General features: G+C 56.0%; 20 protein-coding genes. 9 read left to right on the plus strand and 11 right to left on the minus strand.

Annotated elements, in window-relative coordinates:
• Positions 1–146 precede the first annotated feature (146 nt).
• The gene (locus tag AFK24_RS07050; RefSeq protein ID WP_065832579.1) at positions 147–2,396 is read right to left on the minus strand and encodes a TonB-dependent receptor; all 2,250 of its coding nucleotides are present in this window, start codon (positions 2,394–2,396) and stop codon (positions 147–149) included.
• 216 nt (positions 2,397–2,612) lie between these two features.
• Here AFK24_RS07050 and AFK24_RS07055 point away from each other — a divergent pair, with 216 nt between their 5' ends.
• Together AFK24_RS07055 and AFK24_RS07060 are read left to right on the plus strand one after the other, a co-directional pair.
• Positions 2,613–3,293: a Fe2+-dependent dioxygenase gene (locus AFK24_RS07055; protein WP_065832580.1), complete on the plus strand. Its 681-nt coding sequence runs from the start codon at positions 2,613–2,615 to the stop codon at positions 3,291–3,293.
• A gap of 3 nt (positions 3,294–3,296) precedes the next feature.
• The gene (locus AFK24_RS07060; protein ID WP_065832581.1) at positions 3,297–4,094 is read left to right on the plus strand and encodes a tetratricopeptide repeat protein; all 798 of its coding nucleotides are present in this window, start codon (positions 3,297–3,299) and stop codon (positions 4,092–4,094) included.
• Here the strand turns inward: AFK24_RS07060 and AFK24_RS07065 are convergent.
• Both AFK24_RS07065 and AFK24_RS07070 read right to left on the minus strand, forming a co-directional pair.
• Positions 4,058–4,771, minus strand: a complete 714-nt coding sequence (locus AFK24_RS07065) for a hypothetical protein (protein ID WP_139110461.1) — start codon at positions 4,769–4,771, stop codon at positions 4,058–4,060. The two genes, AFK24_RS07060 and AFK24_RS07065, sit on opposite strands and share 37 nt — an antisense overlap.
• Positions 4,768–5,931: an alpha-xenorhabdolysin family binary toxin subunit A gene (locus tag AFK24_RS07070; protein WP_065832583.1), complete on the minus strand. Its 1,164-nt coding sequence runs from the start codon at positions 5,929–5,931 to the stop codon at positions 4,768–4,770. Before AFK24_RS07070 ends, AFK24_RS07065 begins: the two co-directional genes overlap by 4 nt.
• 291 nt (positions 5,932–6,222) lie before the next feature.
• Between AFK24_RS07070 and AFK24_RS07075 the strand changes: the two genes are divergently transcribed.
• Positions 6,223–7,392 carry an alpha-xenorhabdolysin family binary toxin subunit A gene (locus AFK24_RS07075; protein ID WP_065832584.1) on the plus strand — a complete coding sequence of 390 codons (1,170 nt, stop codon included), beginning with the start codon at positions 6,223–6,225 and terminating at the stop codon, positions 7,390–7,392.
• A 50-nt stretch (positions 7,393–7,442) separates the two neighbouring features.
• A complete protein-coding gene (locus tag AFK24_RS07080; protein WP_065832585.1) occupies positions 7,443–8,414 on the plus strand; it encodes an alpha-xenorhabdolysin family binary toxin subunit B in 972 nt (323 codons plus the stop codon).
• A gap of 63 nt (positions 8,415–8,477) precedes the next feature.
• On the opposite strand, the gene AFK24_RS07085 is transcribed toward AFK24_RS07080, so the two are convergent.
• A complete protein-coding gene (locus AFK24_RS07085) occupies positions 8,478–9,641 on the minus strand; it encodes a type III PLP-dependent enzyme (RefSeq protein WP_065832586.1) in 1,164 nt (387 codons plus the stop codon).
• 863 nt (positions 9,642–10,504) lie between these two features.
• Between AFK24_RS07085 and AFK24_RS07090 the strand changes: the two genes are divergently transcribed.
• From AFK24_RS07090 to AFK24_RS07105, 4 genes are all read left to right on the plus strand, one after another.
• Positions 10,505–10,714, plus strand: coding sequence for a DUF6124 family protein (locus AFK24_RS07090; protein WP_065832587.1), 210 nt, complete (start codon positions 10,505–10,507; stop codon positions 10,712–10,714).
• A gap of 442 nt (positions 10,715–11,156) precedes the next feature.
• Positions 11,157–11,831, plus strand: coding sequence for a hypothetical protein (locus tag AFK24_RS07095; protein ID WP_139110462.1), 675 nt, complete (start codon positions 11,157–11,159; stop codon positions 11,829–11,831).
• Between the two features lie 518 nt (positions 11,832–12,349).
• Positions 12,350–12,559 carry a DUF6124 family protein gene (locus AFK24_RS07100; RefSeq protein ID WP_065832589.1) on the plus strand — a complete coding sequence of 70 codons (210 nt, stop codon included), beginning with the start codon at positions 12,350–12,352 and terminating at the stop codon, positions 12,557–12,559.
• Positions 12,560–13,175: 616 nt separating this feature from the next.
• Entirely contained in the window at positions 13,176–14,429 is a 1,254-nt protein-coding gene (locus AFK24_RS07105; protein ID WP_240500355.1) for a DUF2599 domain-containing protein, read from the plus strand.
• Between the two features lie 261 nt (positions 14,430–14,690).
• On the opposite strand, the gene AFK24_RS07110 is transcribed toward AFK24_RS07105, so the two are convergent.
• The 5 genes from AFK24_RS07110 to AFK24_RS07130 form a co-directional block, all read right to left on the minus strand.
• Complete coding sequence (locus AFK24_RS07110; RefSeq protein ID WP_065832591.1) at positions 14,691–14,918, minus strand: EF-hand domain-containing protein; 228 nt, start codon at positions 14,916–14,918, stop codon at positions 14,691–14,693.
• A gap of 207 nt (positions 14,919–15,125) precedes the next feature.
• Entirely contained in the window at positions 15,126–16,292 is a 1,167-nt protein-coding gene (locus tag AFK24_RS07115) for an osmoprotectant ABC transporter ATP-binding protein OsmV (protein ID WP_065832592.1), read from the minus strand.
• Positions 16,289–16,942 (minus strand): ABC transporter permease, encoded by a 654-nt coding sequence (locus AFK24_RS07120; protein WP_065832593.1) that lies wholly within the window; start codon positions 16,940–16,942, stop codon positions 16,289–16,291. Before AFK24_RS07120 ends, AFK24_RS07115 begins: the two co-directional genes overlap by 4 nt.
• Before the next feature lie 13 nt (positions 16,943–16,955).
• Positions 16,956–17,849 (minus strand): glycine betaine ABC transporter substrate-binding protein, encoded by an 894-nt coding sequence (locus AFK24_RS07125; RefSeq protein WP_065832594.1) that lies wholly within the window; start codon positions 17,847–17,849, stop codon positions 16,956–16,958.
• Positions 17,850–17,864: 15 nt separating this feature from the next.
• Positions 17,865–18,578: an ABC transporter permease gene (locus tag AFK24_RS07130; RefSeq protein ID WP_065832595.1), complete on the minus strand. Its 714-nt coding sequence runs from the start codon at positions 18,576–18,578 to the stop codon at positions 17,865–17,867.
• Between the two features lie 335 nt (positions 18,579–18,913).
• On the opposite strand from AFK24_RS07130, the gene AFK24_RS07135 reads away from it, so the two are divergent.
• A complete protein-coding gene (locus AFK24_RS07135) occupies positions 18,914–20,497 on the plus strand; it encodes a peptide chain release factor 3 (RefSeq protein ID WP_065832596.1) in 1,584 nt (527 codons plus the stop codon).
• A gap of 133 nt (positions 20,498–20,630) precedes the next feature.
• On the opposite strand, the gene ggt is transcribed toward AFK24_RS07135, so the two are convergent.
• Positions 20,631–22,298 carry a gamma-glutamyltransferase gene (gene ggt / locus AFK24_RS07140; RefSeq protein ID WP_065832597.1) on the minus strand — a complete coding sequence of 556 codons (1,668 nt, stop codon included), beginning with the start codon at positions 22,296–22,298 and terminating at the stop codon, positions 20,631–20,633.
• Positions 22,299–22,411: 113 nt separating this feature from the next.
• A complete protein-coding gene (locus AFK24_RS07145; protein ID WP_065832598.1) occupies positions 22,412–23,308 on the minus strand; it encodes an NAD-dependent epimerase/dehydratase family protein in 897 nt (298 codons plus the stop codon).
• Positions 23,309–23,558 lie beyond the last annotated feature (250 nt).

The raw sequence follows: 23,558 nt of genomic DNA on the forward strand, positions 1-23,558 counted from the left end.
AGAGAATCCGAATTCGGCGTCGGCTGAGCTAACGCCTTCGGGGACAAGTCCCCTCCTACCGATATTCATTTGTTTGAATCACTCCCCCACACAACCAAAAGCCCCGCCAACCAGAACGGTCGGCAGGGCTTTGCTTTCAGCATTTCCTAGAAGTGGAAATTGGCGCTCATCAAGGCGGTACGGCCAGCGGCCATGTGCGCGTAGTGAGTGGTGAACACCTGATCGTAGTAACGCTTGTCGGTCAGGTTTTGCACGTTCAGTTGCAGGTCGACGTTCTTGGTCAGGGCGTAGCTCGCCATGGCATCGTAACGCCAGTAGGAAGGCACCTCGACCGAGTTGGCTTCGTTACCAAAACGCGAATCCACGAAGGTTGCGCCGCCGCCGATGGTCAGTTTCGGAATCAGCTCGTAAGTCGACCACAGGTTGAAGCTGTTACGCGGCGTGCTCGGCATGTGATTGCCTTCGTCCGCTGCCAGCGTGGTCTTGACCAGCTCGCTTTCCATGTAGGTGTAGCCGCCGTAAACCTTCCACTTGCTGGTGATCTTGCCGGTGTAGGTAAACTCCAGACCATTCACACGCGCCTCTCCGTCAAGCACCTGGAACGTGGCGTTATCCGGGTCAGTCATGCGCGCGTTGGTTTTTTCGGTGCGGAACAAGGCAGCGGTCAACGACAGGTCATCGCCGAAGAAGTCCCACTTGGTGCCCAACTCGTAGTTACGGTTCTTTTCCGGTTCAAGATCGTTGTTGGCAGCGGAAATTTCCAGGCCGCCGTTACCGCTGGTTTCGCCGGACGGGTTGCTGGAGGTCGACCAGGCCGCGTAAATGGTGCCGTTCGGCAGCGGCTTGAAGACCAGGCCCACCTGATAGTTCCACAGCTGGCTGGTGTTTTCGCGCTTGAAGTTGCCGGCAACGGTGTTGCGACCTGCAGTGGCGAAGCCGCTGGACTTGACCTCGTAGTCGTCATAACGCAGGCCGAGGTTCAACGACCATTGCTCGTTGAACTTCAGGGTATCGAACACATAAGCGGCGCTGGTTTTGGTGTCGGTATCGGTGTACGCCAGGCTGTCCGTGATGGTGCCGTTCCACGCGTCTTTCGGCGTCGGGTTGTACAGGCTGGTGCAATCGCCGGAGCGAATCAGCGCGGCCGAACACACGCTGGCGATGGTACCGCCCGCGGCGTTAAGCACGTTGTAGTTGCGGTTGTGGGTGTCCTGATACGAGAACTCGATACCGGTTACCAGGCTGTGATTGATAAAGCCGGTGTCGAACTTGGTGCTCAAGTCAGTCTGGTTGACGAAGCCGCTGGACGTTGAGTTGCGGCTCTTGGCCGAACGCGACAGCGTGCCGTTGGCGACGTTGCCACGGCTGTCATCCGGGTTGGTGACGATGTAGTCCAGGGTCGAACGTGACATGCGGAAGCTGTTGGACAGGGTGAGGTTGTCGTTCAGATCGTGCTCAATCCGGAACGTACCGCTGTCGTTCTTGCTCTTGCGATAGTCGCGGTCGGTCAGGCCGTAGAAATTGCTTTCGTTGACGTGAGCCGGCTTGTCGACGATGTACTTGCTACGACCGGTGGTGGAGGTCAACGGGATGCCGTAATCCGGCATGTCGTCAGTTTCCAGGTGGTAGTAATCGAGTTTGACGCGGGTGTCGGTACCCAGGCCGAAAGCGAACGACGGCGCAACACCCCAGCGGCTGACGTCGACGTTATCGCGTCCGGCAACATTGGCATCGTGCTTCATCAGGTTCAGACGGAACGCCGAGGTGTCGGTGAGCTGCTGGTTCAAGTCAGCGGTGTAGCGTTGAGTCTGATCGGAACCAAAGGTGTAGCCGCCGTTATAGGCGTTGCCCAGGTGAGCGCCCTTGGTGATCAGGTTCAGGCTGCCGCCCGTGGAACCGGCACCGGTGAACGCCGAACCTGGCCCTTTGCTGATTTCTACCGATTCAATGTTGAAGATTTCCCGGCTTTGCGCCGCAACGTCACGCATGCCGTCGATGAACACATCGCTTTCGGCGTTGAAGCCGCGAATGATCGGCCGGTCAGCGTTTGGGTTGCCGCCCTCGCCTGCACCGAAAGTGATGCCCGGCGTGGTGCGCAGCGCGTCAGCCAGGCTGGTGGCGGCGGTGTCGCGAATCACTTGTTGTGGAATCACTGTGACGCTTTTTGGCGTCTCGCGCAGTGGCGCGGTGTACTTCCTGGAGGCCGATTCTTCGGTCTTGTAGCTCGCGTCCTGTTCGCCATTGATGCTGGTTGCCCCCAGCGAAATGGCTTTTTCATCGGTGCTTTCTGCGGCATGGGCCATATGACCGGCCGACATTGCAGCGATGGCAACGCCCACTGCCGAAGCGAGTGAACGTGGCTGAACAGCTGTGGATTGTGGTGATTGACGCGACATGTTGATTCCTTCCCCAAGGAGTTGAGGCGGCGGAATATAGGGTAAACAAGTATTTGTAGCAATTGAGATACATTACTATTCGCGAAAAACTTACATTCTTTACATTTGGAATTTACGAAATTTTCATCTTCATTGACGTAGGTCGCCGTTCAGGGTTTTACACAGTCAATAAGAATCACTACCATTCGCTCCCTCTCCTGCACACGGTGCTGCGCCATGCTTCTACACATCCCCGGCTTGTTCGACCGCGACGAAGTGGCTCGCATCCGTCAGGCACTGGAAGCGACGGACTGGGCCGACGGCAAAATCACCGCCGGTTACCAATCGGCCAAGGCCAAGCACAACCTGCAACTGCCCGAAGGCCACCCGCTGGCGCTGGAAATCGGCACAGCCATGCTCGAACGCTTGTGGGCCAACCCGCTGTTCATGTCGGCGGCACTGCCCCATAAAGTCTTTCCGCCACTGCTGAACTGCTACACCGCAGGCGGCAGTTTCGATTTCCATATCGACAATGCCGTGCGCCAGTCCAAAGGCAGCATCGAGCGAGTGCGCACCGATCTTTCCAGCACGTTGTTTTTCAGCGATCCGGATGAATACGACGGCGGCGAACTGGAAATCCAGGACACTTACGGCATCCAGCGCGTCAAGCTGCCAGCGGGCGATATGGTGTTGTATCCCGGCACCAGCCTGCACAAGGTGAACGCGGTTACGCGCGGCGCACGTTACGCATCGTTCTTCTGGACGCAAAGCCTGGTGCGCGAAGACAGCCAGCGCACGCTGCTGTTCGAGATGGACAACGCGATCCAGAAGCTGACCCAGGACGTGCCCGATCATCCGTCACTGATCCAGCTGACCGGCACTTATCACAACCTGCTGCGCCGCTGGGTCGAGGTCTGACCCATGAGCTGGAATCTGCAACGCAAGGAAGAACTCGACGGCGACCAACTGCGCGCCATGCTCGCCGACCATCCGGCCAAGGCCGCCCAGGCGATCATCGGCGCAGCGGCGAGTAACGTCGTCGATGCCCAGGCATTGCTGGGCCAGATTCTGCTGGATGGCAAAGGCATTGAACGCGATCCGAAACTGGCGCTGACCTGGTTCGAAATCGCTGCGCGCAATGGTCACTTGATGGCGCGCAACATGCTGGGCCGTTGCTTTGAGCATGGCTGGGGTTGCAGCGCCGATGCTGCCAAAGCCGCCGCGCACTATGAACAGGCCGCCAAGGCAGGTCTCGACTGGAGCCTCTATAACCTGGCCAATCTGCTGGCCACCGGACGCGGCGTCGTCCAGAACCAGCAACGCGCGTTGCAGTGTTACCAACGCGCCGCGCAAATGGGCCATGCCAAATCCATGAACCTGCTGGGGCGTTATCTGGAGGATGGCCTGTTCTGCCTACAAGACCTGCCCGCCGCCTATGACTGGTATCGCCGCTCGGCCGAGGGCGGCGACTTTCGCGGGCAGTTCAGCCATGCCGCCGTACTGGCTGATCACGGCATGACTGATGAAGCACTTGGCTGGCTGCAACTGGCGCTGGAACACGGCAACCTGAATTTCCTGCGGGTCAGCCGCTCAGTCCTGTTGTCGTCGAACAACCCGCCCATCAAGGCGTTGGCCCTGGATTACCATCGCCGCGCGGCAGAACTGGGCGACGAAACCGATGCTCAGCTTTTCCAGACGCTGTGCAATTCCCGAAGGTAATCGACCAGCTCGTCTGAATGGCGCAGAAAGTCGTCAGCACGCTGGATGACGTCCGGACTACCTTCCAGCACGTTGTCGAAAAAGTAATTCACCGCAAAAACGAGCTTGCTGATTTCGTGCACATAGCCGGCTCTGAATTTATCCCCGTCTAGAACCCCGCGAAACTCGTCGAGGTATTCCCGGATTCGTTGCGCTTCTGCGCCCGTAGACGTTTCCAGCCAGGTCTGCAGCTCGGCTATCGGCACGAGAACATCATCGATGGGCGACGTCTCGAGGGACAGAAGGCTCGCATCCAGGGTGCTGAGGTAGGTCCTGACCAAAGCAGACGCGTCCAGCAGCAGATTGGCGACCTCCTTCTGGTATTGCAGGAAAGCCGCACTTTCCTCGGCAGTCCTCTGGGGCTTGTCCAGCAAGAGAATGGCTTGCTGATAAGGCGCAATGTCGATCTTGCTCAGGCCTGCGCCGATGCCGATGATCAACTCCGTGGCAGCTGCGTCCACGGCGTTTACCTTATCCAGTAACGCCTGCAATTGCGCCCTCAAGGACGGCCAGTACAGTTCACCCGGCGTGCTGGCGAGGCGGGTCATGTCACGGCGATGCTTCTCTAGCACTTCGATATCCGGCAACGGACACCCATCAAGCATTCTTGTCGGCAAAACTTCATTGGCGACTGTCATTGGTCCACCTCCGCGACCGCATGGTTAAAGGCTGTCAGCAAATCCTGACTGTGTTTCCTGATCTCGGCCCAGCACTGGATCATCGCCTTGAGCCGGGCGACGAAAACCACCAGATAAACCGCGTCGTCCATATGGCTGAGGCGCCGGGCTGAACTGTCGATATACGCCAGGACCAGTATCCAGAGGCTTTCCAGATTGGAGGCGCCGGACGCGGCGGCACTCATGCGCACACCCAGATCCTGAACATCGGTTTGCAGGCTGAGCAACGCGGCGATCAGCGCATGGTTATGGCGAATCTCTTTCTGCACCTCCCGCTTGCGCGCCAACAGCGCTTCCAGCTGTGTCTGCGGCGAGGCCTCGGCGCCGGGAATGAACAAGCTCCCGGCAAACGACAGCAGGCCCCATTGGCGCTCCAGGAAATCTTCGAAGCTGTCAGCGTGCTGCTGGATCTGGCGATTGAGTTCGTCCAACTCCTGATTCAATTCGACCAGGGCGCTGTCCTTGCGATGGCGCTGCATCAGGGTCAGCGTCAAGCCGACCGCAGGCGCGATGCGGGTTTTAAGCTCAGTCTTGAACGAGCTTATGCCGGAGCTGACCTGGGTTGTGGTGCGGCTGCACTCGCGAATGACAATGCGCATGTCTTCAACCAGCGCAAGCAGCGTCGGCGCGCGACTTTTATCCCGCACGCTCAATTCCACGCGCGGGTGACTCGCCATATCCACCGCATCGACATCGCCGACCACGCCTATCGCGCTCTGAAAACCTTCCAGGCCTTCGATAAAGCTGATCAGCGTTTGCCCGCTGCTTTTCAATGCATCGGAAAACACCACGAGGTCCGAGCCCACCGTCTTCATGCCACTCTCGATTTCCGGCCAGCCGTGAGCATGACGCTTGACCGACTGATGCAGGTTCTGCATTTCCATGGGTTCAAGCCCGGGGACGCCGGCAACTTCATAACCGAGGAATTTTTTCACCTGCGCAAGCTCGCACGGCAACTCCAGCGCAGTCGCGACATAGCGCTTGATGGCCCGGACATCCGTATCGGTGACGATCAGACCCGGCGCTCGACCTGCGGAAGTTTCGCGCCGGGTGCGGGTATTTATGTAGTTCGAACTTATTTCATTGAGTCTTTCGACCGTTAGTTCATCGTGTGCAAGCATATTACTCATCCTTGTATATCGGCGCACTCTTCACGCTAATGATTATATTTTCCAGCGGGCGGCAGCTTACTTAACGAACCTGCCAACAAAGCACTAACATATTACCGACACAGCACCCGATAACGACTCAATTGCTCGACGGTACAATATCCAACTCCAGCACACACTTTTCCTACACACACAATCCAACTAATGAACTGACATCCATTCAAAACAGCTGCTAACTTTCGTAACAGCCACGCAAACATACTCATAATTCAACACTGTCATCTCATGACTCAAGGAATAGACATGACACCTGTAAAGACCGAGATCTCGCAAAGTCTGATGAACGAAATCACTACAGGCTTTATCAATGTTGTCTCAAGCGCCAGCCCGGAAGTCACCCGCGCGCCGGGGGTCCTGGCAACTGCCAAGGACATACAAGCACTCAGAAGGTTCGCTGCCGACGCGAATGCGCTTCCACAACGCCTGGATCAGGTTAAATTTCTGCTTGGCTACGATAAAATCGACGTCCCCGGGCTTGAACCCAAGGACATTCTGAATCTGTATAACGACATCCAGAATACTGCCGAGCTGTGGCCTTACCTCGAAATAAACATGAAAAATGTGAGTGCAGGTCTCGGCGTATTCGCGGACAACCTGAAAAGTATCGGTAACGATGTAATTGCACAAATCCAACGCTTTGACAGCTACTCCAACGAAGGCGTCGTTGACGAGTACAAGGACGTTCCCCTTGAATCCATTCCCCACTCGCCCCTGCTCGCCAGCGACGAAAAAAGAGTCTCGACCTTGGGAAGCTTTATCAAGGAGTTGAACGACCTCCTTGATGAGCAGAAAAAAGAAGCCGCCGACGTCAAGGACAGGATCACCGATTACAAGTATGAGTTGACAGGTCTGGCCGCCAAGGTTGGGCTCAAACGCAAGCTCTGCCTGACCGCTGCCAGTAATATGGATTCGAGCAATCTTAATGAACAGATCGAATCGCTGAACACCCGCATTGCCGAGGAGCAGCGTACCTATGAAACCTACTGTCGTTACATCTGGGTCGGCGCATGGTGGGGGCCTGTAGGCCTCGCGATCAGCGGAGGTATTTATGGATTCAAGGCGAACGACGTGTGGGGCGGTATTGAACGGTTGATCTCCGAGAAACAGCAATTGAGCGATAAGTTGCAATCCGGCAAAGCGGCCAACGCTCTCGTGACTTTTGAAACCAGCCTGCAAGATCTAACCTTGCGTATTGATGGGGCGGCCAGCGGCGCGACAAATCTGCAAGAGCTGTGGACGACCATCACGACCTACATCATGAGCGCGGCCAAGCGTTTCAAAGATACCGGCAACGCTACCTTACTGACTGTGCTGGTTTCACGGCTGACCAATCTGATCTCAAACTGGCAAGAAGTAAAACTAAAAGCCGAACTACTGCAAAGCGCATTTGATTATTCCGCCGAGCCACTTTAATCACTTTAGTTCATCACACCTTTTGTTATTAACTTAGAGACCGAGTCACTATGACGACTACCTTTGACCCCATTCAGCTTGACCTTGAAACGATTCGTTCGTGCAGGGACAGCATCAAAGCTCACGTGCTTGATCTTGATGGCATCTATCTGCCGACACTCCAGGAAAAGGTGCGAACACTGGCAACCGATATTAATCAAGCGGACGATCAAGCCCGATCAACCCTTGCCTTGCTACCCGCTGCCTTGCAAGTCCGCGCGATACAATCCACTTTGAATGTGTTGATCAAGGAGGCCGCGCAGTCCGGGCCGGTGCCACCGCAACATGTAGCAGAGGTGAGCAGCTATCTCGAAGATGCACTCAACCAGACGCGCGAGCATTACAACGCTCTGTCGATGCGCCTCGACAACTTGCGCGCATTTGATACCGGCAACATCACCGACCTGCAAGGCAGCCTCAATCAGCAACTGGAGATACAAGAGGCGGCGCTGAATGAAACCGAGGCCAGACGCGAGCGATACGCTGAACATAAGCGGACCCTCAACGCTGCCATGTCAGTGATAGAAGACAAAAATATGATTGACAGGCTTATCCCGCTGCTCGACGCGTTCAAGGAATTCGATCCCAAAACCCCCCAGGCATCCCTGGTAAGAGCGGCCGTCGTCAGCGTGCAGAATATTCTGCGGATGGCGAGCGAATCAGTGAAGTATGTAGATCTGGTTGAGGCCAGAGCAAACGTGCAGGCAGAACTGAATTCGATCACAGAGCAACTTGGCGACATCAGGCCGCGCATCAAATCCTTGCAGCAGCGACTTCAGCAGTTGAGTACTGCCCAGACCCTTGAGCAAAACGTGACGCGCTATGAAGAGCAAGTCAGGAAAATCTGCACCGCGCTGCTTACCTTCATCGACGCGCAACCAGCGCCCTCGAGCGTTAGCATCGTCGAGGATGTCGAAGCGTTTATCGCCAACGCCAAGGCCCTTTCGGACAACGTGAGCGATCTTCGCGCTCGCTGGAAATAACAGCGGGGTCGAGAATGCAAAAAACCCGCGATCACTCGCGGGTTTTTTGTTCAGCCGTAACGCTTAAACGTAAAACGATTTCAGCGGCGGGAAGCCGTTGAATTCAATTGCGCTGTAACTGGTGGTGTACGCGCCGGTGGACAGCCAGTACAGGCGGTCACCGATGGCCAGGTTCAGTGGCAGGCCGTACTTGTAGTTCTCGTACATGATGTCGGCGCTGTCGCAGGTTGGACCGGCGATAACCACTTCTTCCATTTCGCCTTTCTTCTCGGTCCAGATCGGAAACTTGATGGCTTCGTCCATGGTTTCGATCAGGCCGGAGAACTTGCCCACATCCGTGTACACCCAACGCTCGACGGCGGTACGGGATTTACGCGCGACCAGCACCACTTCGCTGACCAGGATGCCGGCGTTGGCGATCAACGAACGGCCCGGTTCCAGAATGATTTCCGGCAAGTCGTCACCGAAGTCTTCCTTGAGGAAGCGGATGATTTCTTCGGCGTAGGTTTCCAGGCTGTTGGTGCGGGTGATGTAGTTGGCCGGGAAGCCACCACCCATGTTGATCAGCTTGAGGACGATGCCGTCTTCTTCTTTCAGACGTTCGAAGATCACCTTGACCTTGGCAATCGCCGCGTCCCAGACGCTGATGTCGCGCTGCTGCGAACCAACGTGGAACGAGATGCCGTAAGGCACCAGGCCCAGGTCACGGGCGAGGATCAGCAGATCCATGGCCATGTCAGTCTGGCAGCCGAATTTACGCGACAAAGGCCAGTCAGCCGTGGTCGAACCTTCGGTCAGGATGCGCACGTAGACTTTGGAGCCCGGTGCAGCCTTGGCGATATTGCGCAGGTCGGCTTCGGAGTCGGTGGAAAACAGGCGCACGCCCTTCTCGTAGAAATAGCGAATGTCCTTGGATTTCTTGATGGTGTTGCCGTAGCTGATGCGGTCGGCGCTGACGCCGCGGTCCATCACCTTGTCCAGCTCATAGATAGAGGCGATGTCGAAACTCGAACCTTTATCCTTGAGCAGGTCGATGATCTCGACAGCCGGGTTGGCCTTGACGGCGTAGTAGATCTTGGCGAAGTCGAAGCCTGCGCGCAGGTCGTCGTAGGCCTTGCTGATCATCGCGGTATCGATGACCACGAATGGGGTTTCTTGCGTGTCGGCAAACGCCTTCATTTTGTTGAAGGTGTCGCGCTGGAAATAGTCTTCGACCTGGATCGGCATGCGGAAACTCCTACTGGCAAACTGCATTAATCAATGGGTGCGAGGCGTGTCTCCACGCGCTCAACGAACGCCCTCCGTATCCCCACTTTGGTTCGCCTACTTCCCAAGGCTGTTCGCCGAAAGCAAAAAGACCATATGGACGCGGTTAGCGCATTCCCTATGGCCTTGCTGTCTCGTCGTCAGTACTTGAGCCGGATGGATCGTTTCCAGCATGGACGTTCGGCGCGAACTTTAGGACGTGAGGGGCTTGAGATCAACAAAAAATGTCGCATTTTTGCCCGTTTTTGCCTGATCGGCAGCTGATCGCGTTCCCACACCCGTAGTAACGGACCTGTGTGACAGGATGATGTTCATTCTGCAGGTGATTTAGCGACGAGCTGGCTGTTATCGCTCACAGAACTGTAGGACCGGCTTCAGCCGGGAGGACGGAACCTCTGACGACGGAACGGCTATGTATGTACCGGCCTCCTCCCGGCTGAAGCCGGTCCTACGGACTCCAATTCAGTGATATCTGACAGGAGTTCTCACAAAAAATGTGACGATTATGAAGGACCGATCTGTATCTCTTGTGTGAAATTTCCTAGACACTCCCGCCCCGCTTGCGCCTGCCCATTCCTGCAACTAGCCTGCGCTCCGCCACTGAGCATTCAGTGGATGGGTGTGAGAGCCCGATGGTTAGAAGACGCATCAACCTGTCAGCTCATCGTCGATATTCAGGTATCGGTGAACGCGTTATGGCAGCTGTGTGCAGGCAGACTTCGGTCTGGCCGGGTCCCTTCTGCCGGTCTCTCACCCTGTACATAGCTGCCACCCTCTACCGCGTGAGAGCGACAAGTGTTGGCGCAAAAGGAAGGAAGTCTATCTTGATCAAAAATGCCCCGGACGCACCCGTCAACCTCGAAGAAAACCTGGTGCGCGTATCAGAACTGCTGCGTTGCGCAGCGGCCACCGCCTACGAAACCTGCGATCAACTCACCGGCCAGAAACGCGATCTGGCGTGTTCGGTCATGCATCTGGTCGAGATGGCGCAGGGTTTGGTTGAGCGATCATTGACGAGCGTCGAAGCGCGATAGATCGCTCCTGATTACACCGGGATCCGTAGGACCGGCTTCAGCCGGGAGGAGGCCGGTACAGTCGCAGCAGTTGCGTCGTCAGACCGTGCGCCCTCCCGGCTAAAGCCGGTCCTACGGATTGTGTGTGCTGACCGACATCGCGGTGTACGCGACACGGTGAAATCCTCCACTGGTCTCGCGTCGGATTTGGATCCAAGGAAGAACTTGTTCGCGAGGCGATGGACCTGATCAGCCAGTACCAACGTATCGCCAACAACTTGGCTCCTACAAAGCCATTCAGGAAAAGGCTTGCAGCCTCTAACAAAACGAAATTAAACAGCGTTAATCCTGCGCCAAAAATTCTATAAACCTGTCAGTTCTAACAGTATCATCCGGCAGATAAATTCAATAAATTCGTGATCGAACCCTTCCATAAATGAAGGGAAAGTTTACGAGGCGCACCATGAGCAAGTTCATTAAGGAAAAATCATTCAGAGCCACGCTGAGATCCGTACATCCAGACTACCCGGCGGCTTTTGACTTTTCAAGAATAGCTTCAGAAAGTGAATTCTTGAAAGAATATCAGTCATCAGGTAATTTTATGCAAGCCACCCTGAAAGGCACAGAACAGTGTGGGTATCTGACAGCCACCACCTGCCCTCGAGGCGCTCAGAGCCCGATGCCTATTCAGCAGTTCTGGTTTCTGTATCGAGAGTGGGACGACGGATCAAGCAGCTATGAAATAAAAATCAAAGACGACCTCATCATTAACCACAAAGAAGTCTTCAGAAACCTTGTCATTGGCAAACGACAGATCTATAACGCATTGACCATGAGCCACCAGGATGTGGATTTTTATGTGGTCCCCTCCACTACTGCAAAAATAGTTTCAGGCTGGAAATTAGTACCACTCAACAATAGCGAGTTAACGCCAAGCGTAGCTGAAATTGGCCCAATCTATATAACCGCGCCAAATGGCAATACGCTTGGCGTCAATGAACGACAGAACTTTGGAAAACAATGGTGGGCGTATGTAGCCTGTTCGAAACAGAGCGAACCACTGCTTACCAATAAAACAGTTATTGTTCCAGTGATACTGAACATTCTTGAAACCGACATTTCCGATCCGACGGCGTAATTGCCGTTTAGTCGAAAATGGTTGACCGGCCCGTGCTGGCTGTCGAAGCGCGATAACGGCAGCACACAATACTTCTCGTTGGAGCGAGGCTTGCCCGCGAATGAGTTATCGAGGTGCAGCAGACACACCGAATGATCGTTCTTCGCGGGCAAGCCGCGCTCCAACAGAACCGGTTTTCATACAAAAAATGTCACGATTGCGAAGGACTGCTCTGTATCTCTTGAGTGAAATTTCCTAGACACTCCCGCCCCGCTTGCGCCTGCCCATTCCTGCAACTAGCCTGCGCCCTGCCATTGAAAATTCAGTGGTCGGGTGTGAGAACCCGGTTGTTCAGTAGGCGCATGGTCCGACAGTTCATCATCGATTTTTTCCGATGTTGAATGATTTATGGCGGCTGTGTGCAGGCAGACTTCGGTCTGGCCGGGGCGCCTACTACCGGTTTCTCACCCTGCTCATAGCTGCCACCTTTTTCGTGTGAGAACGACAAGGGCGGCTTCCGGACTTGTAGGATCAACGCAATGACTAAAGTTACTCCCAAATCGCCCCACAACCTCGAAGATAACCTGGCGCGGGTATCAGAACTGCTGCGTTGCGCAGCAGCCACCGCCTACGAAACCTGCGATCAACTCAGCGGTCAGAAACGCGACCTCGCATGCTCAGTAATGCATCTGGTCGAAATGGCGCAGGGTTTGGTTGAGCGATCGTTGACGAGCGTCGAAGCTCGGTAAAAGCGGACAGATCTACGCAGACCCTGTGGGAGATTCTATGTTCGGAGGCAACCCCCCAGACACCACAGATGTGTTGTCTGCACCGACATCTTCCCGGATAAATCCGGTCCCACAGGATCGCGTAGATTTCGAAATCGTGGGAGCGAATTCATTCGCGAAAAAAGCCGGACACCAATGCATGTGCGTTGGCCAGAGTTCCAGACTCGGAGCGTGGCGAGAAAATAACTGCAATCGCTGGCGATAAGTTCTTGCACATATATCGCGGACGGCAATAATGGCCAGCAAGGCAGTTTAAACTTAGTCAAACGACTATTTTCACATTACTTTTTACTTCAAATATATATAACCAACACCCCACTCACCCTGTTATCTTTTAACCCCTATGCAACCCAACTCAACAAAATAAAAAATTCGCGATAAAACACCACCGCTCACTTGCAAACCACCACTTAACCACTCGCAATAACTGAACTGCTTACAACATCAAAAGATTCTTAGCCACTGTCACTTCTTACAGTTGCCTCTCCCGTGCAGCACTCATACACTTTTCTTGCACGTTGAATTACTTGCCTGCCAAACATCCACTATTGTCCCATATAGAGACGAGGGCCGCGCCATGGATCGCGCAAAGAGAACACTTATCGGTCTTTCATTAACATTGCCTGCTTTACTGGTGGCAGCTACGGTCAGTGCGGGAGAAGGCACTGACGTTGCCTGGCTAATGACCTACTACTACAACCGAACACTTGATAATTGCGGAGAGGGGCGACCACTCGATCAATGCTCCGGTCTTCGGGTCCGGGGCACCGACAGCATGGAAGTTTTCGAACCCTGGGATCCAAGTCCTAACTCCGTGAAAAGTGGTGGCGTTTCAATGTCTTTCTTACGCAAGGACGCGAAATACCAGGACCTGGGTTTAAAAAAAACCAACGGGTTTGTTTTAAAACCCAATGATTTTATCGACAAGAATGAAAAGGAAATAAGCACGCTGTGCTTTTATCCCATTGACGCCTGGACGGATACCCGAAACACAGCCGGCTGTGCGGATAACAGCTTGACTACGGATCGTGCCGAAAAAATCTGTCAGACCGCAGGGATTAAAACCGCGGAACAATGGCTGGCCGACTACCGCGGGGTCGCCGGTGACCATAAAAAACAATGTGGATTCGAGATCAAGGATCGTCCTGACGACGCCGATGCTTTTTGGCAAGGTATTCGCGCCAGAAAACTGATCCAGAACGATAAAGATGCCATACAAACCCAAACCGAAATACGGGTTCCCACATGGGGACAAAACGAAGACGCGGTATTGCCTATTCTCGCGTTTATCTACACACCCAGAACCGGAATGGACTCCGGCCTGGAGAAAGCCAGGGACGATCAGAAACGGTATTTCCAAAAGACAGGTAAATGGGTTCCCGTTATTCGGGTAGACCTGCCAACTTCAAACAGCGCTGATGCCCGCTTTACCTATAACGAGTCAGACCAACACAGGGCTGCCCCCACCCCCAAAGTCGAAAACGAGTGCAAAAGCTACATCGCCAGTGCTACCTGGCAGCAGCGGGAGGACCCATTTATCAAAGGTCAACCCTGGTCACTCCTGATCACGCCTACTGAATGTGGCCGGAAAATGACCAAGAAGCAGCAAAGTGCAGCCTATGCCGAGTTATTCAGCAAATATGGCAGCGACCCACGCTGGCAACCGGATAACGGCAGCATGGAACGACAATTCACCTGCCATATGGAGTGGAGCGGCGACGATAACGGCAAAAAGATCTACACCCGTGACAAACCTACCTGGAACCTGGAACCCTCCCGGCCGGTCGCTTCCTGGGACGAAACCTTCAAACAAGGGTGCAATCCCTATTAGTCCGAAGTGAAAGCCATCGATGATCGGTGTCATTCCACAAGGGATAGCACCGACCATCCAGACACCGACTCTATTATTGTCCTGGCTGGAAAACACTTAACTGCTCGATTGCTCGACCTGTCCACACACTGTATAGCAATCCACCTGACACACCGCTTCGCGGCCGTCGTAACCTCCGAACGCTCCCACAATTTCGATATCGACGCGATCTTGTGGGACCACGCTCCAACGAATCGCATTAGCACGGCACTATCTATCGCCCTACGCATCCAGATCTTTTTCATAATCGGCCAGGAACTCTTTCCAACTGATTCTATCGTTCTTGTCCGGATTTACCTCAGCGAGCAATCGCTCGAGGTTTTCAGGCGTGAAGAATTTCCCGACAGCCTTGGAGAACTCAGCGACCGTTAGTTTTCCATCGCCATTGGTGTCATAGCTTTTGAAATCCGCGAGTACTCGCTCCAGCTGCGTTGCCGAAAGCTTACTCATGATTCACCTCGTCTTCAGTCCATTAAAGGGAAGCAGGGCGACGGCTACGGTGAAGTACTGCCTTGTGTGGTTGAGGCTATGACCTGAGCACCTGCCTGTCTACTGGTAGTTCTGACAGTTGACAGGTATCAATAAAGAGCTACCAGCGTGCGATCCAGAGACAAAAAAACCCGGCGCCGTTGCAGCGCCGGGCTTGATACAACTTAATTACGCCTGCGCGTCTGCCACAACGTCAGCCGGCGAAACAATACTCGTCTTGCCACCCCGCGAACGGCCGGAACTCAGGTATTCGGCGATGGATTCCTGGGTGACTTCGCCGAGGAATACGTTTTCGGCATCCAGCACCGGTAGCCATGAGCGGTTGAACTCGTACATGCGCGACAGCAGGATGCGCAAGTGTTCGTCGTAGGCGGCGGTGGCGTTGAATTCCCGCAGGAATTGCAGGCAGTTGCCGGTCTGGCGATGCAGGTCGCGGCGACGTACGTAGCCCATGGCCTTGTTTTCGCTGTCGGTGACGACGATGTAGCGACGGTCGTTTTCGTCCATGACTTCCAGCGCATCGGCGACCGGGGTTTCCGGGCTGACCGAGGGCGCGTTGTCGGCGGCGTCTTCGGCCTTGACCAGCAACAGGCGCTTGAGGGTGCTGTCCTGGCCGACGAAGCTCGACACGAACTCGTCTGCCGGGTGCGCCAGCAAGGTGTCCGGGTGATCGATCTGGATCAGCTTGCCCGCACGGAAGATGGCAATCTTGTCGCCCAGTTTGATGGCTTCATCGATGTCGTGGCTGACCATGATCACGGTCTTGTTCAGCGCGCGCTGCATCTCGAAGAATTCGTTCTGGATCATTTCGCGGTTGATCGGGTCGACCGCGCCGAACGGCTCATCCATCAGCAGCAGCGGTGCGTCAGCGGCCAGAGCGCGGATCACGCCGATGCGCTGTTGCTGGCCACCGGACAGTTCACGCGGGTAGCGATTCAGGTACTGCTTGGGTTCCAGCTTGATCATGCTCATCAGTTCGCGAGCGCGGTCATGGCACTTCTGTTTGTCCCAGCCCAGCAGGCGCGGAACAATCGTGATGTTTTCTTCGATGGTCATGTTCGGGAACAGACCGATCTGCTGGATCACATAACCGATGTTGCGACGCAGGGTCACTTCATCAAGGCCGGTGGTGTCTTCGCCGTTGATCAACACTTTGCCGGAGGTCGGCATGATCAGGCGGTTGATCATTTTCAAGGTCGTGGACTTGCCGCAGCCCGATGGCCCCAGAAAGACGCAGATCTCACCTTCGTTGACGGTCAGGCTTACCGAGTCGACGGCTTTGACTTCTTTGCCGTTGCTTTGAAAAATCTTGGTCAGGTTTTGAAGTTCGATCATTTGAGCAATCCTTTTGGAGTCAGCGTGCGTTGCAGCCATTGCAGAAGCAGGTCGGCGAAGATAGCCAGAAGACTGACCAGCACGGCGCCGACGATCAGCATCGACATATCGCTGCGGCTGATTGAAGCAAGAATAAGTACACCCAGACCGCCCGCGCCGATGGTGGCGGCGATGGTCATGACGCCGATGTTCATCACGACGGCAGTGCGCACGCCAGCGAGAATCACCGGCACGGCAATCGGCAGTTCAACCATGCGCAGGCGCTGGCCGAAGGTCATGCCGATGCCTTTGGCGGCTTCGCGAATACCCGGTTCGACGCCGGTCAGCGCCAGATAGGTGTTACGCATGATCGGCAACAGCGAATACAGGAACACGGCGGTGATTGCGGGCATCGGACCCAGGCCCTGACCGAACTTGGAGTAGAACGGCAGCAGCAGCCCGAACAGGGCAATCGACGGCACGGTCAGCAATACCGTGGCGCTGGCTTGCAGCGGTCCGGCGAGTGCCGGGAAGCGCGTCATCACTACGCCCAACGGCACACCAACGACGATGGCCAGGGTCACGGCGATCCCGACCAGGGTGATGTGCTGCCAGGTCAGGTGCAGGATCAGCGGCCAGTCCAGATGGGAGAAGGTACTCAAGAAATTCATGTCTTCTCCTTAATCAGTTCAATGGGTGCTGGCGCAGGAAATCCGCGGCAACAACAGAGGGGCTTTCGTGACCGACGTCGATGCGGGCGTTGAGGTCGATCATGGTCTGGTTGTCCAGCAGATCCGCCAGCGGCTTGAGCAGCGTGGCGATTTCCGGGTGGGCATCCAGGTATTCCTGACGAATCACCGGCGCAGCGGTGTAGTCCGGGAAGTAACGCTTGTCGTCCTGCAAGACTTTGAGCTTGAAGGCGTTCAAGCGACCGTCGGTGGTGTAGACCAGACCGGCGAAGACTTGCCCGTTACGCAGCGCGGTGTAGACCAGGCCGGCGTCCATCTGCCGGGTATTTTCACGACCGAGATTCATGTCGTAATGCTTGACCATGCCAATCAGGCCGTCGGAACGGTTGGCGAACTCGGTGTCCAGCGCTACGACATGATTCTCTTTGGCTTCGTCCTTGAGCACTTTCGTCAGGTCGGTCATGGTGTTGACCTGCGGGTACTGGTCAGCAATTTTCTGCGGCAGGGCCAGCGCGTAGGTGTTGTTGAATTTCGACGGTGAAAGCCAGACCAAGCCTTTTTTCGCGTCGAGTTCTTTCACCCGGGCGTAGGTTTGTTCGCTGTCGAGTTTTTCATCGACATGGTTGTAGGCCACCAGAGACACGCCGGTGTATTCCCACAACAAGTCCAACTGACCGCTTTCCTGTGCGCTGCGGGCCAGGTTACTGCCCAGACCGCCAGTGATTTGCACGTCGTAGTTTTTGGTACGCAAATATTGCGCGGTCAATTCAGCGAGCATGGTCTGCTCGGTAAATACCCGGGCACCAATGCGCAGCAGCGGCTTATCCGCTGCCTGGGCCAATGCCGGGAACAGCAAGGCAAAGCCTAGAAACAAGCATAATTTTTTCATTGGAGTTCCTTTCGCTCAGCGAGTCAGGCCGCGTTCCAGCCAGATACGACTGGCGAATGTCACCAGGCCATCGAGCAGCAGCGCGAGCAAAGCGGTACACGCCGCGCCCAGCAGCAATTGCGGCTGATTGTTCAAGGCGATGCCGGGGAAAATCAGGCTGCCGAGGCTGTTGGCGCCAATCAGGAAGGCCAGCGGCGCAGTTCCGACGTTGATTGCCAGTGCCACACGCACGCCACCGACGATGATCGGCACGGCATTGGGCAATTCGACACGCAACAGCACCTGGCGGGGCGTCATGCCAATACCGACCGCGGCTTCCTTGAGTGAACCCTGAACGTTTTTCAGGCCTTCATAAGTGTTGCGCACGATGGGCAGCAACGAGGCCAGGAACAGCGCGAAGATGGCGGGCCCGCTGCCGATGCCGAGGATACCCAGGGCGATGGCCAGAACCGCGAGAGGAGGAATGGTGTTACCAATGTTGAAGATCTGCATGAAGCGTTCGGCGCGGCTAACCATGCTGGGTCGACTGAGGGCAATGCCCGCCGGGATCCCGACCACAAGGGCCGCCAACATTGAAACCAGAACCAGAATCAGGTGAGCTTGCAGATAAAACAGCAGGTCATCCTGGTATTGCTTGATGGTACTTATGCCGATCCAGTGGATCAGCAGGGCCAGGAGTGCGATAACAACCGCACCTCCAATCAGCCCCTTGCCATAGCGATTAGCCACAGGCGGACTCCTTATTTCAGTCGGCGAACGCGTTGCCGTTGATCGACCATTGCGGGTCATCAAGGAATAACGTTCGCGAAGAGCAGCGGGTGGGTCGCCGTTGAGGGTGAACCTCGGCGAAAACACAAGCCATTAGCGCAGCTTCGTCAAGCTAACCCTTTGATTTTGCGGACCCTGACGATGGCTGTATCAGGGGAGTGGACGTCTCCACGACCTGAAAGGTTCCCACACAAGATAGTAATTGGCCACCGCGCATGTGCTGAACGGTTCGGTTATTGCATCGAGATAGGCTATAATCTGCGCCCTTTTTTGACTCACCTGCCAGGCGATTTCCCATGACCCACCAGGCCGCCGAAGTCGCGAAACGCCGCACTTTCGCCATCATTTCCCACCCGGATGCGGGCAAGACCACCATCACCGAGAAGCTGCTGCTGATGGGCAAGGCCATTTCCATCGCCGGCACGGTGAAGTCTCGCAAGTCCGACCGCCATGCAACATCCGACTGGATGGAGATGGAGAAACAACGGGGTATTTCCATTACCACCTCGGTCATGCAGTTCCCGTATCGCGATCACATGATCAACCTGCTCGACACCCCGGGCCACGAAGACTTCTCCGAAGATACCTATCGCACCCTGACCGCCGTCGACTCGGCCCTGATGGTGCTCGATGGCGGTAAAGGCGTTGAGCCACGGACCATCGCGCTGATGGACGTTTGCCGTCTGCGCGACACGCCTATCGTCAGCTTCATCAACAAGCTGGACCGCGACATTCGCGACCCTATCGAATTGCTGGACGAGATCGAAGCAGTCCTGAAGATCAAGGCTGCGCCGATCACCTGGCCGATTGGTTGCTACCGCGACTTCAAAGGTGTTTACCACCTGGCCGACGACTACATCATTGTCTACACCGCTGGCCACGGCCACGAACGCACCGACGTCAAGATCATCGAGAAGCTCGATTCGGACGAAGCCCGCGCACACTTGGGCGACGAGTACGATCGTTTCGTCGATCAGCTGGAACTGGTTCAGGGCGCTTGCCATGAATTCAACCAGGAAGAGTTCATCAACGGTCAGCTGACGCCGGTGTTCTTCGGCACGGCGCTGGGCAACTTCGGTGTCGATCACGTGCTCGATGCCGTGGTGAACTGGGCGCCAATGCCGTTGGCGCGGGTTGCCAACGAGCGCACCGTGGAGCCGGTTGAAGAGAAATTCACCGGTTTCGTGTTCAAGATCCAGGCAAACATGGACCCCAAGCACCGCGACCGGATCGCCTTCATGCGTATCTGTTCGGGCCGCTATGACAAGGGCATGAAAATGCGCCATGTGCGTCTGGGCAAGGAAGTGCGCATCGGCGATGCACTGACGTTCTTCTCGTCCGAGCGCGAAATGCTCGAAGAAGCCTACGCCGGCGACATCATCGGCCTGCACAACCACGGCACGATCCAGATCGGCGACACCTTCACCGAAGGCGAAAACCTCGGCTTCACCGGTATCCCGCACTTCGCTCCGGAGCTGTTCCGTCGCGTGCGCCTGAAAGATCCGCTCAAGTCCAAGCAATTGCGTCAGGGCTTGCAGCAACTGGCCGAAGAAGGCGCCACGCAGGTGTTCTTCCCGCTGCGCAGCAACGACATCATTCTCGGCGCCGTGGGTGTGCTGCAGTTCGATGTGGTCGCCAGCCGCTTGAAAGAAGAATACAAAGTTGAATGTGCCTACGAGCCGATCACAGTGTGGTCAGCGCGCTGGATCGAATGCGCGGACAAGAAGAAGCTCGAAGAGTTTGAAGTCAAGGCCGTGGAAAACCTCGCGCTGGACGGCGGCGGTCATCTGACCTACCTGGCGCCAACCCGGGTCAACCTGGCCTTGATGGAAGAGCGCTGGGCGGACGTGAAATTCCGCGCGACGCGTGAGCATCATTAACACCGCATGACTAGGTGATTTCCTGTTGGAGCGAGGCTTGCCCGCGAAGAACGATGACGCGGTGGATCTGACCCACCGCGGCGCCTGATTCGCGAGCAAGCTCGCTCCCACGGTTCGATCTCCTTATCTGCAATTACTTCACCACCATCCCCACTCCCCGCCCTCGTGGATCGGACGCTGTCTCCAGCTTCGTGCCGTCAATCTTGATCGCCTGCACATTACCCATCTCCCAGCCTTGATCCTCAAGCTTATAGCCCATGGCCTTGAGGTCTTCGGCGGGCTTGCCGGTCAGTGGCGCGTAGGCGTCGTAGTAAATGGTGTCCTTGGGCAGCAACTGGTGATGCACCCGTTGCGCGCCGACAGCTTCCTTCAACGGCAGCTTGTAGTCATAGATATTGTTCAGCACCTGAAAGATTGACGTGAAAATCCGCGAGCCGCCCGGCGTGCCCAGCACCAGCGTTACTTCGCCGTCGCGGGTCACCAGGCTTGGGCTCATGGAAGACAGCATGCGCTTGCCCGGTTCGATGGCATTGGCGCTGCCGCCCACCACGCCAAAGGCATTGGCCACGCCCGGCTTGGAGCTGAAATCATCCATTTCGTCGTTGAGCAGGAAACCCGCACCTTTTACGACAACGCCGCTGCCGTAATCCCAGTTCAGGGTGTAGGTGTTACTGACCGCGTTACCTTGTTTGTCGACGATAGAAAAGTGCGTGGTCTGATGCGGCTCAAGGCCGGGCTTGATGTTTGCCGTAGGTGAAATGGCCGTCGGATTGATTTCATGGGCACGCTTGGCGAGGTACGCCTCGTCGATCAATTCGTTGACCGGCACCTTGGAGAATTCCGGATCGCCGAGGTAATCCGCGCGGTCGGCAAACACGCGCTTTTCGATTTCCGCCAGCAGATGGATATAGCGCGCCGAGTTGAGTGCAACGCCTTTGAAGTCTTCGGCGCGCTGCTCCTTGATGCCGATCAACTGCGCCAAGGCGACGCCGCCGGAACTGGGCAATGGCGCGGTATACAGCGTGTTGCCGCGCCAGTTGACGTGCAGCGGTTTGCGCCAGACAGCTTTGTAATCCGCCAGATCCTGTTTGCTGATCAGGCCATTATCACGCTGCATCTGCGCCACCAGCAGATCAGCGGTCTGGCCGCCGTAGAACTCTTTCGCGCCCTTGTCGGCAATGCGTTCGAGGGTCTTGGCCAGCTCCGGCTGACGCAAGGTTTCACCGACTTTCATGTTGCCGAAATAATCGTTGAAATTGGTCGTGCCGTTGAACAGTTCCAGCGCCTCCTGGCGATACATGTATTGCTTTTCGGCGACCTTGAAGCCGTTCTGCGCGTAACCGATGGCCGGGGTCAACAGCTCGGACCACGGCAACTTGCCAAACTTCTGATGCGCTTCCCACAAGCCCATCACCGTGCCCGGCACGCCCACTGCGCGGGCGCCGACCAGGCTCATGTTTTCAATGACTTCGCCTTTGTCGTTCAGGTACATGTTGCGCGAGGCGGCCTTCGGCGCGGTTTCCCGGTAATCGAGAAAATACGGTTTGCCGTCCATGAACAGGGTCATGAAGCCACCGCCGCCAATGTTCCCCGCTTCGGGATAAGTCACCGCCAGGGTGAAGGCCGTCGCCACCGCAGCGTCGACGGCATTGCCGCCTTTCTTGAGAATCTGTGCCGCGACTTCGGCGCCGTATTGGTCCGGCGAAGCCACCGCGCCGCCTTCCAGAGTCACGGCGAACGCCGCCGACGAGCTGACAATGGCCACAGACAAAGCCAATGTCTTGAACATGACGAGTCGCATAACGCTTCCTTATTATTTGCAGAACTGACGGCACTGATTAATGACCAGGAATGGCACAAACGCAAACGGCCACCCGAAGGTGGCCGCTTTTTGGCAATTACGCGTCGCAGGTCTTATACAACCAGTTCGTCGCGAATCCAGTCGGTGACCGAAGTGCGCTTCGGAACCCAGCCCAGCAGTTCGCGTGCATTCTTGCCGCGTACCCGGCTGTTGGAACCCAGGCCATAGTTGGCCATTTCATAGCCCCATTCGGCCTCGGCATCCTTGAGCGGCCAGTCCTGCACCACAGCCAGGCCCAGCGCCTTGGCGATGGCATTGCTCATGTCGACAAAGGCCGCTTCGCCGCTTTCGACAAAATAGAAGGTGCCGGCCGGGGTTTTCTCCAGGGCCAGCGCGTACAGCTCGACCACGTCTTCGATATGCACGTTGGACCAGATGTTCTCGCCCGGGCCGACGTGTCGCATGATGTCGCTCTTGCGCGCCTGCTTGATCAATCGCGGCAACTGCACGCTGTCACGCTTCACGCCAAGGCTGTGGCCATAGATCAAGGTGTTGCAGATCACTGCCGAACGCACGCCTTGTTTGGCGGCATCGAGCACCAGGTTGTCGATGGCAACGCGCGCGGCCTTGTCGGCGGTCGGCTCCGGCAACTGGCCTTCGTAATAGATGACATCGCTGCCCTTGCCGCCGGACGCGTCGCCGACAATGCTGGAACCGCTGGTGTGCAGAAACGGCTTGTTCGAACCTTTGAGGCCTTCGATCAGCGCTTCGACCGCGCCGCGATGGTCGCTGCTGGCGGCGTTGATCACACCATCAGCTTTGCGCGCCTGTTCGGTGAGCAACGCGCTGTCGTCCAGGGTGCCGACCACCGGCGTGATGCCCAGTGCGGTCATTTCCTCAGCCTGTTCGGCGCTGCGCACCAGACCGGTAACCTTATGACCCTTCTTGACCAGACCGGTAGCGATGGAACCACCGATGAAACCGGCGGCGCCTGTAATGAATACGTTCATGGTGACTCCAAGGTTGCGATGAATGATGGGATCAGTATCGGCTTCGGATTCATGTTGAAAAAGACGGGGCTGGTGAAATGACTTTTGCGTTGTAGGCACGAATCACCAACCCGCAATCACAAACCATCCGGTAGGAGGGGACTCGTCCCCGAAAGCTATTGCAAAACAATTCGAAAGACGGCGGCTGAGGTATCGCCTTCGGGGACAAGTCCGATGGCTTTTGCGTGGAAGAAATGAATCACCAACCCGC

It is taken from the genome of Pseudomonas syringae (assembly GCF_001698815.1).
GTDB classification, from domain to species: Bacteria; Pseudomonadota; Gammaproteobacteria; order Pseudomonadales; family Pseudomonadaceae; genus Aquipseudomonas; species Aquipseudomonas syringae_A.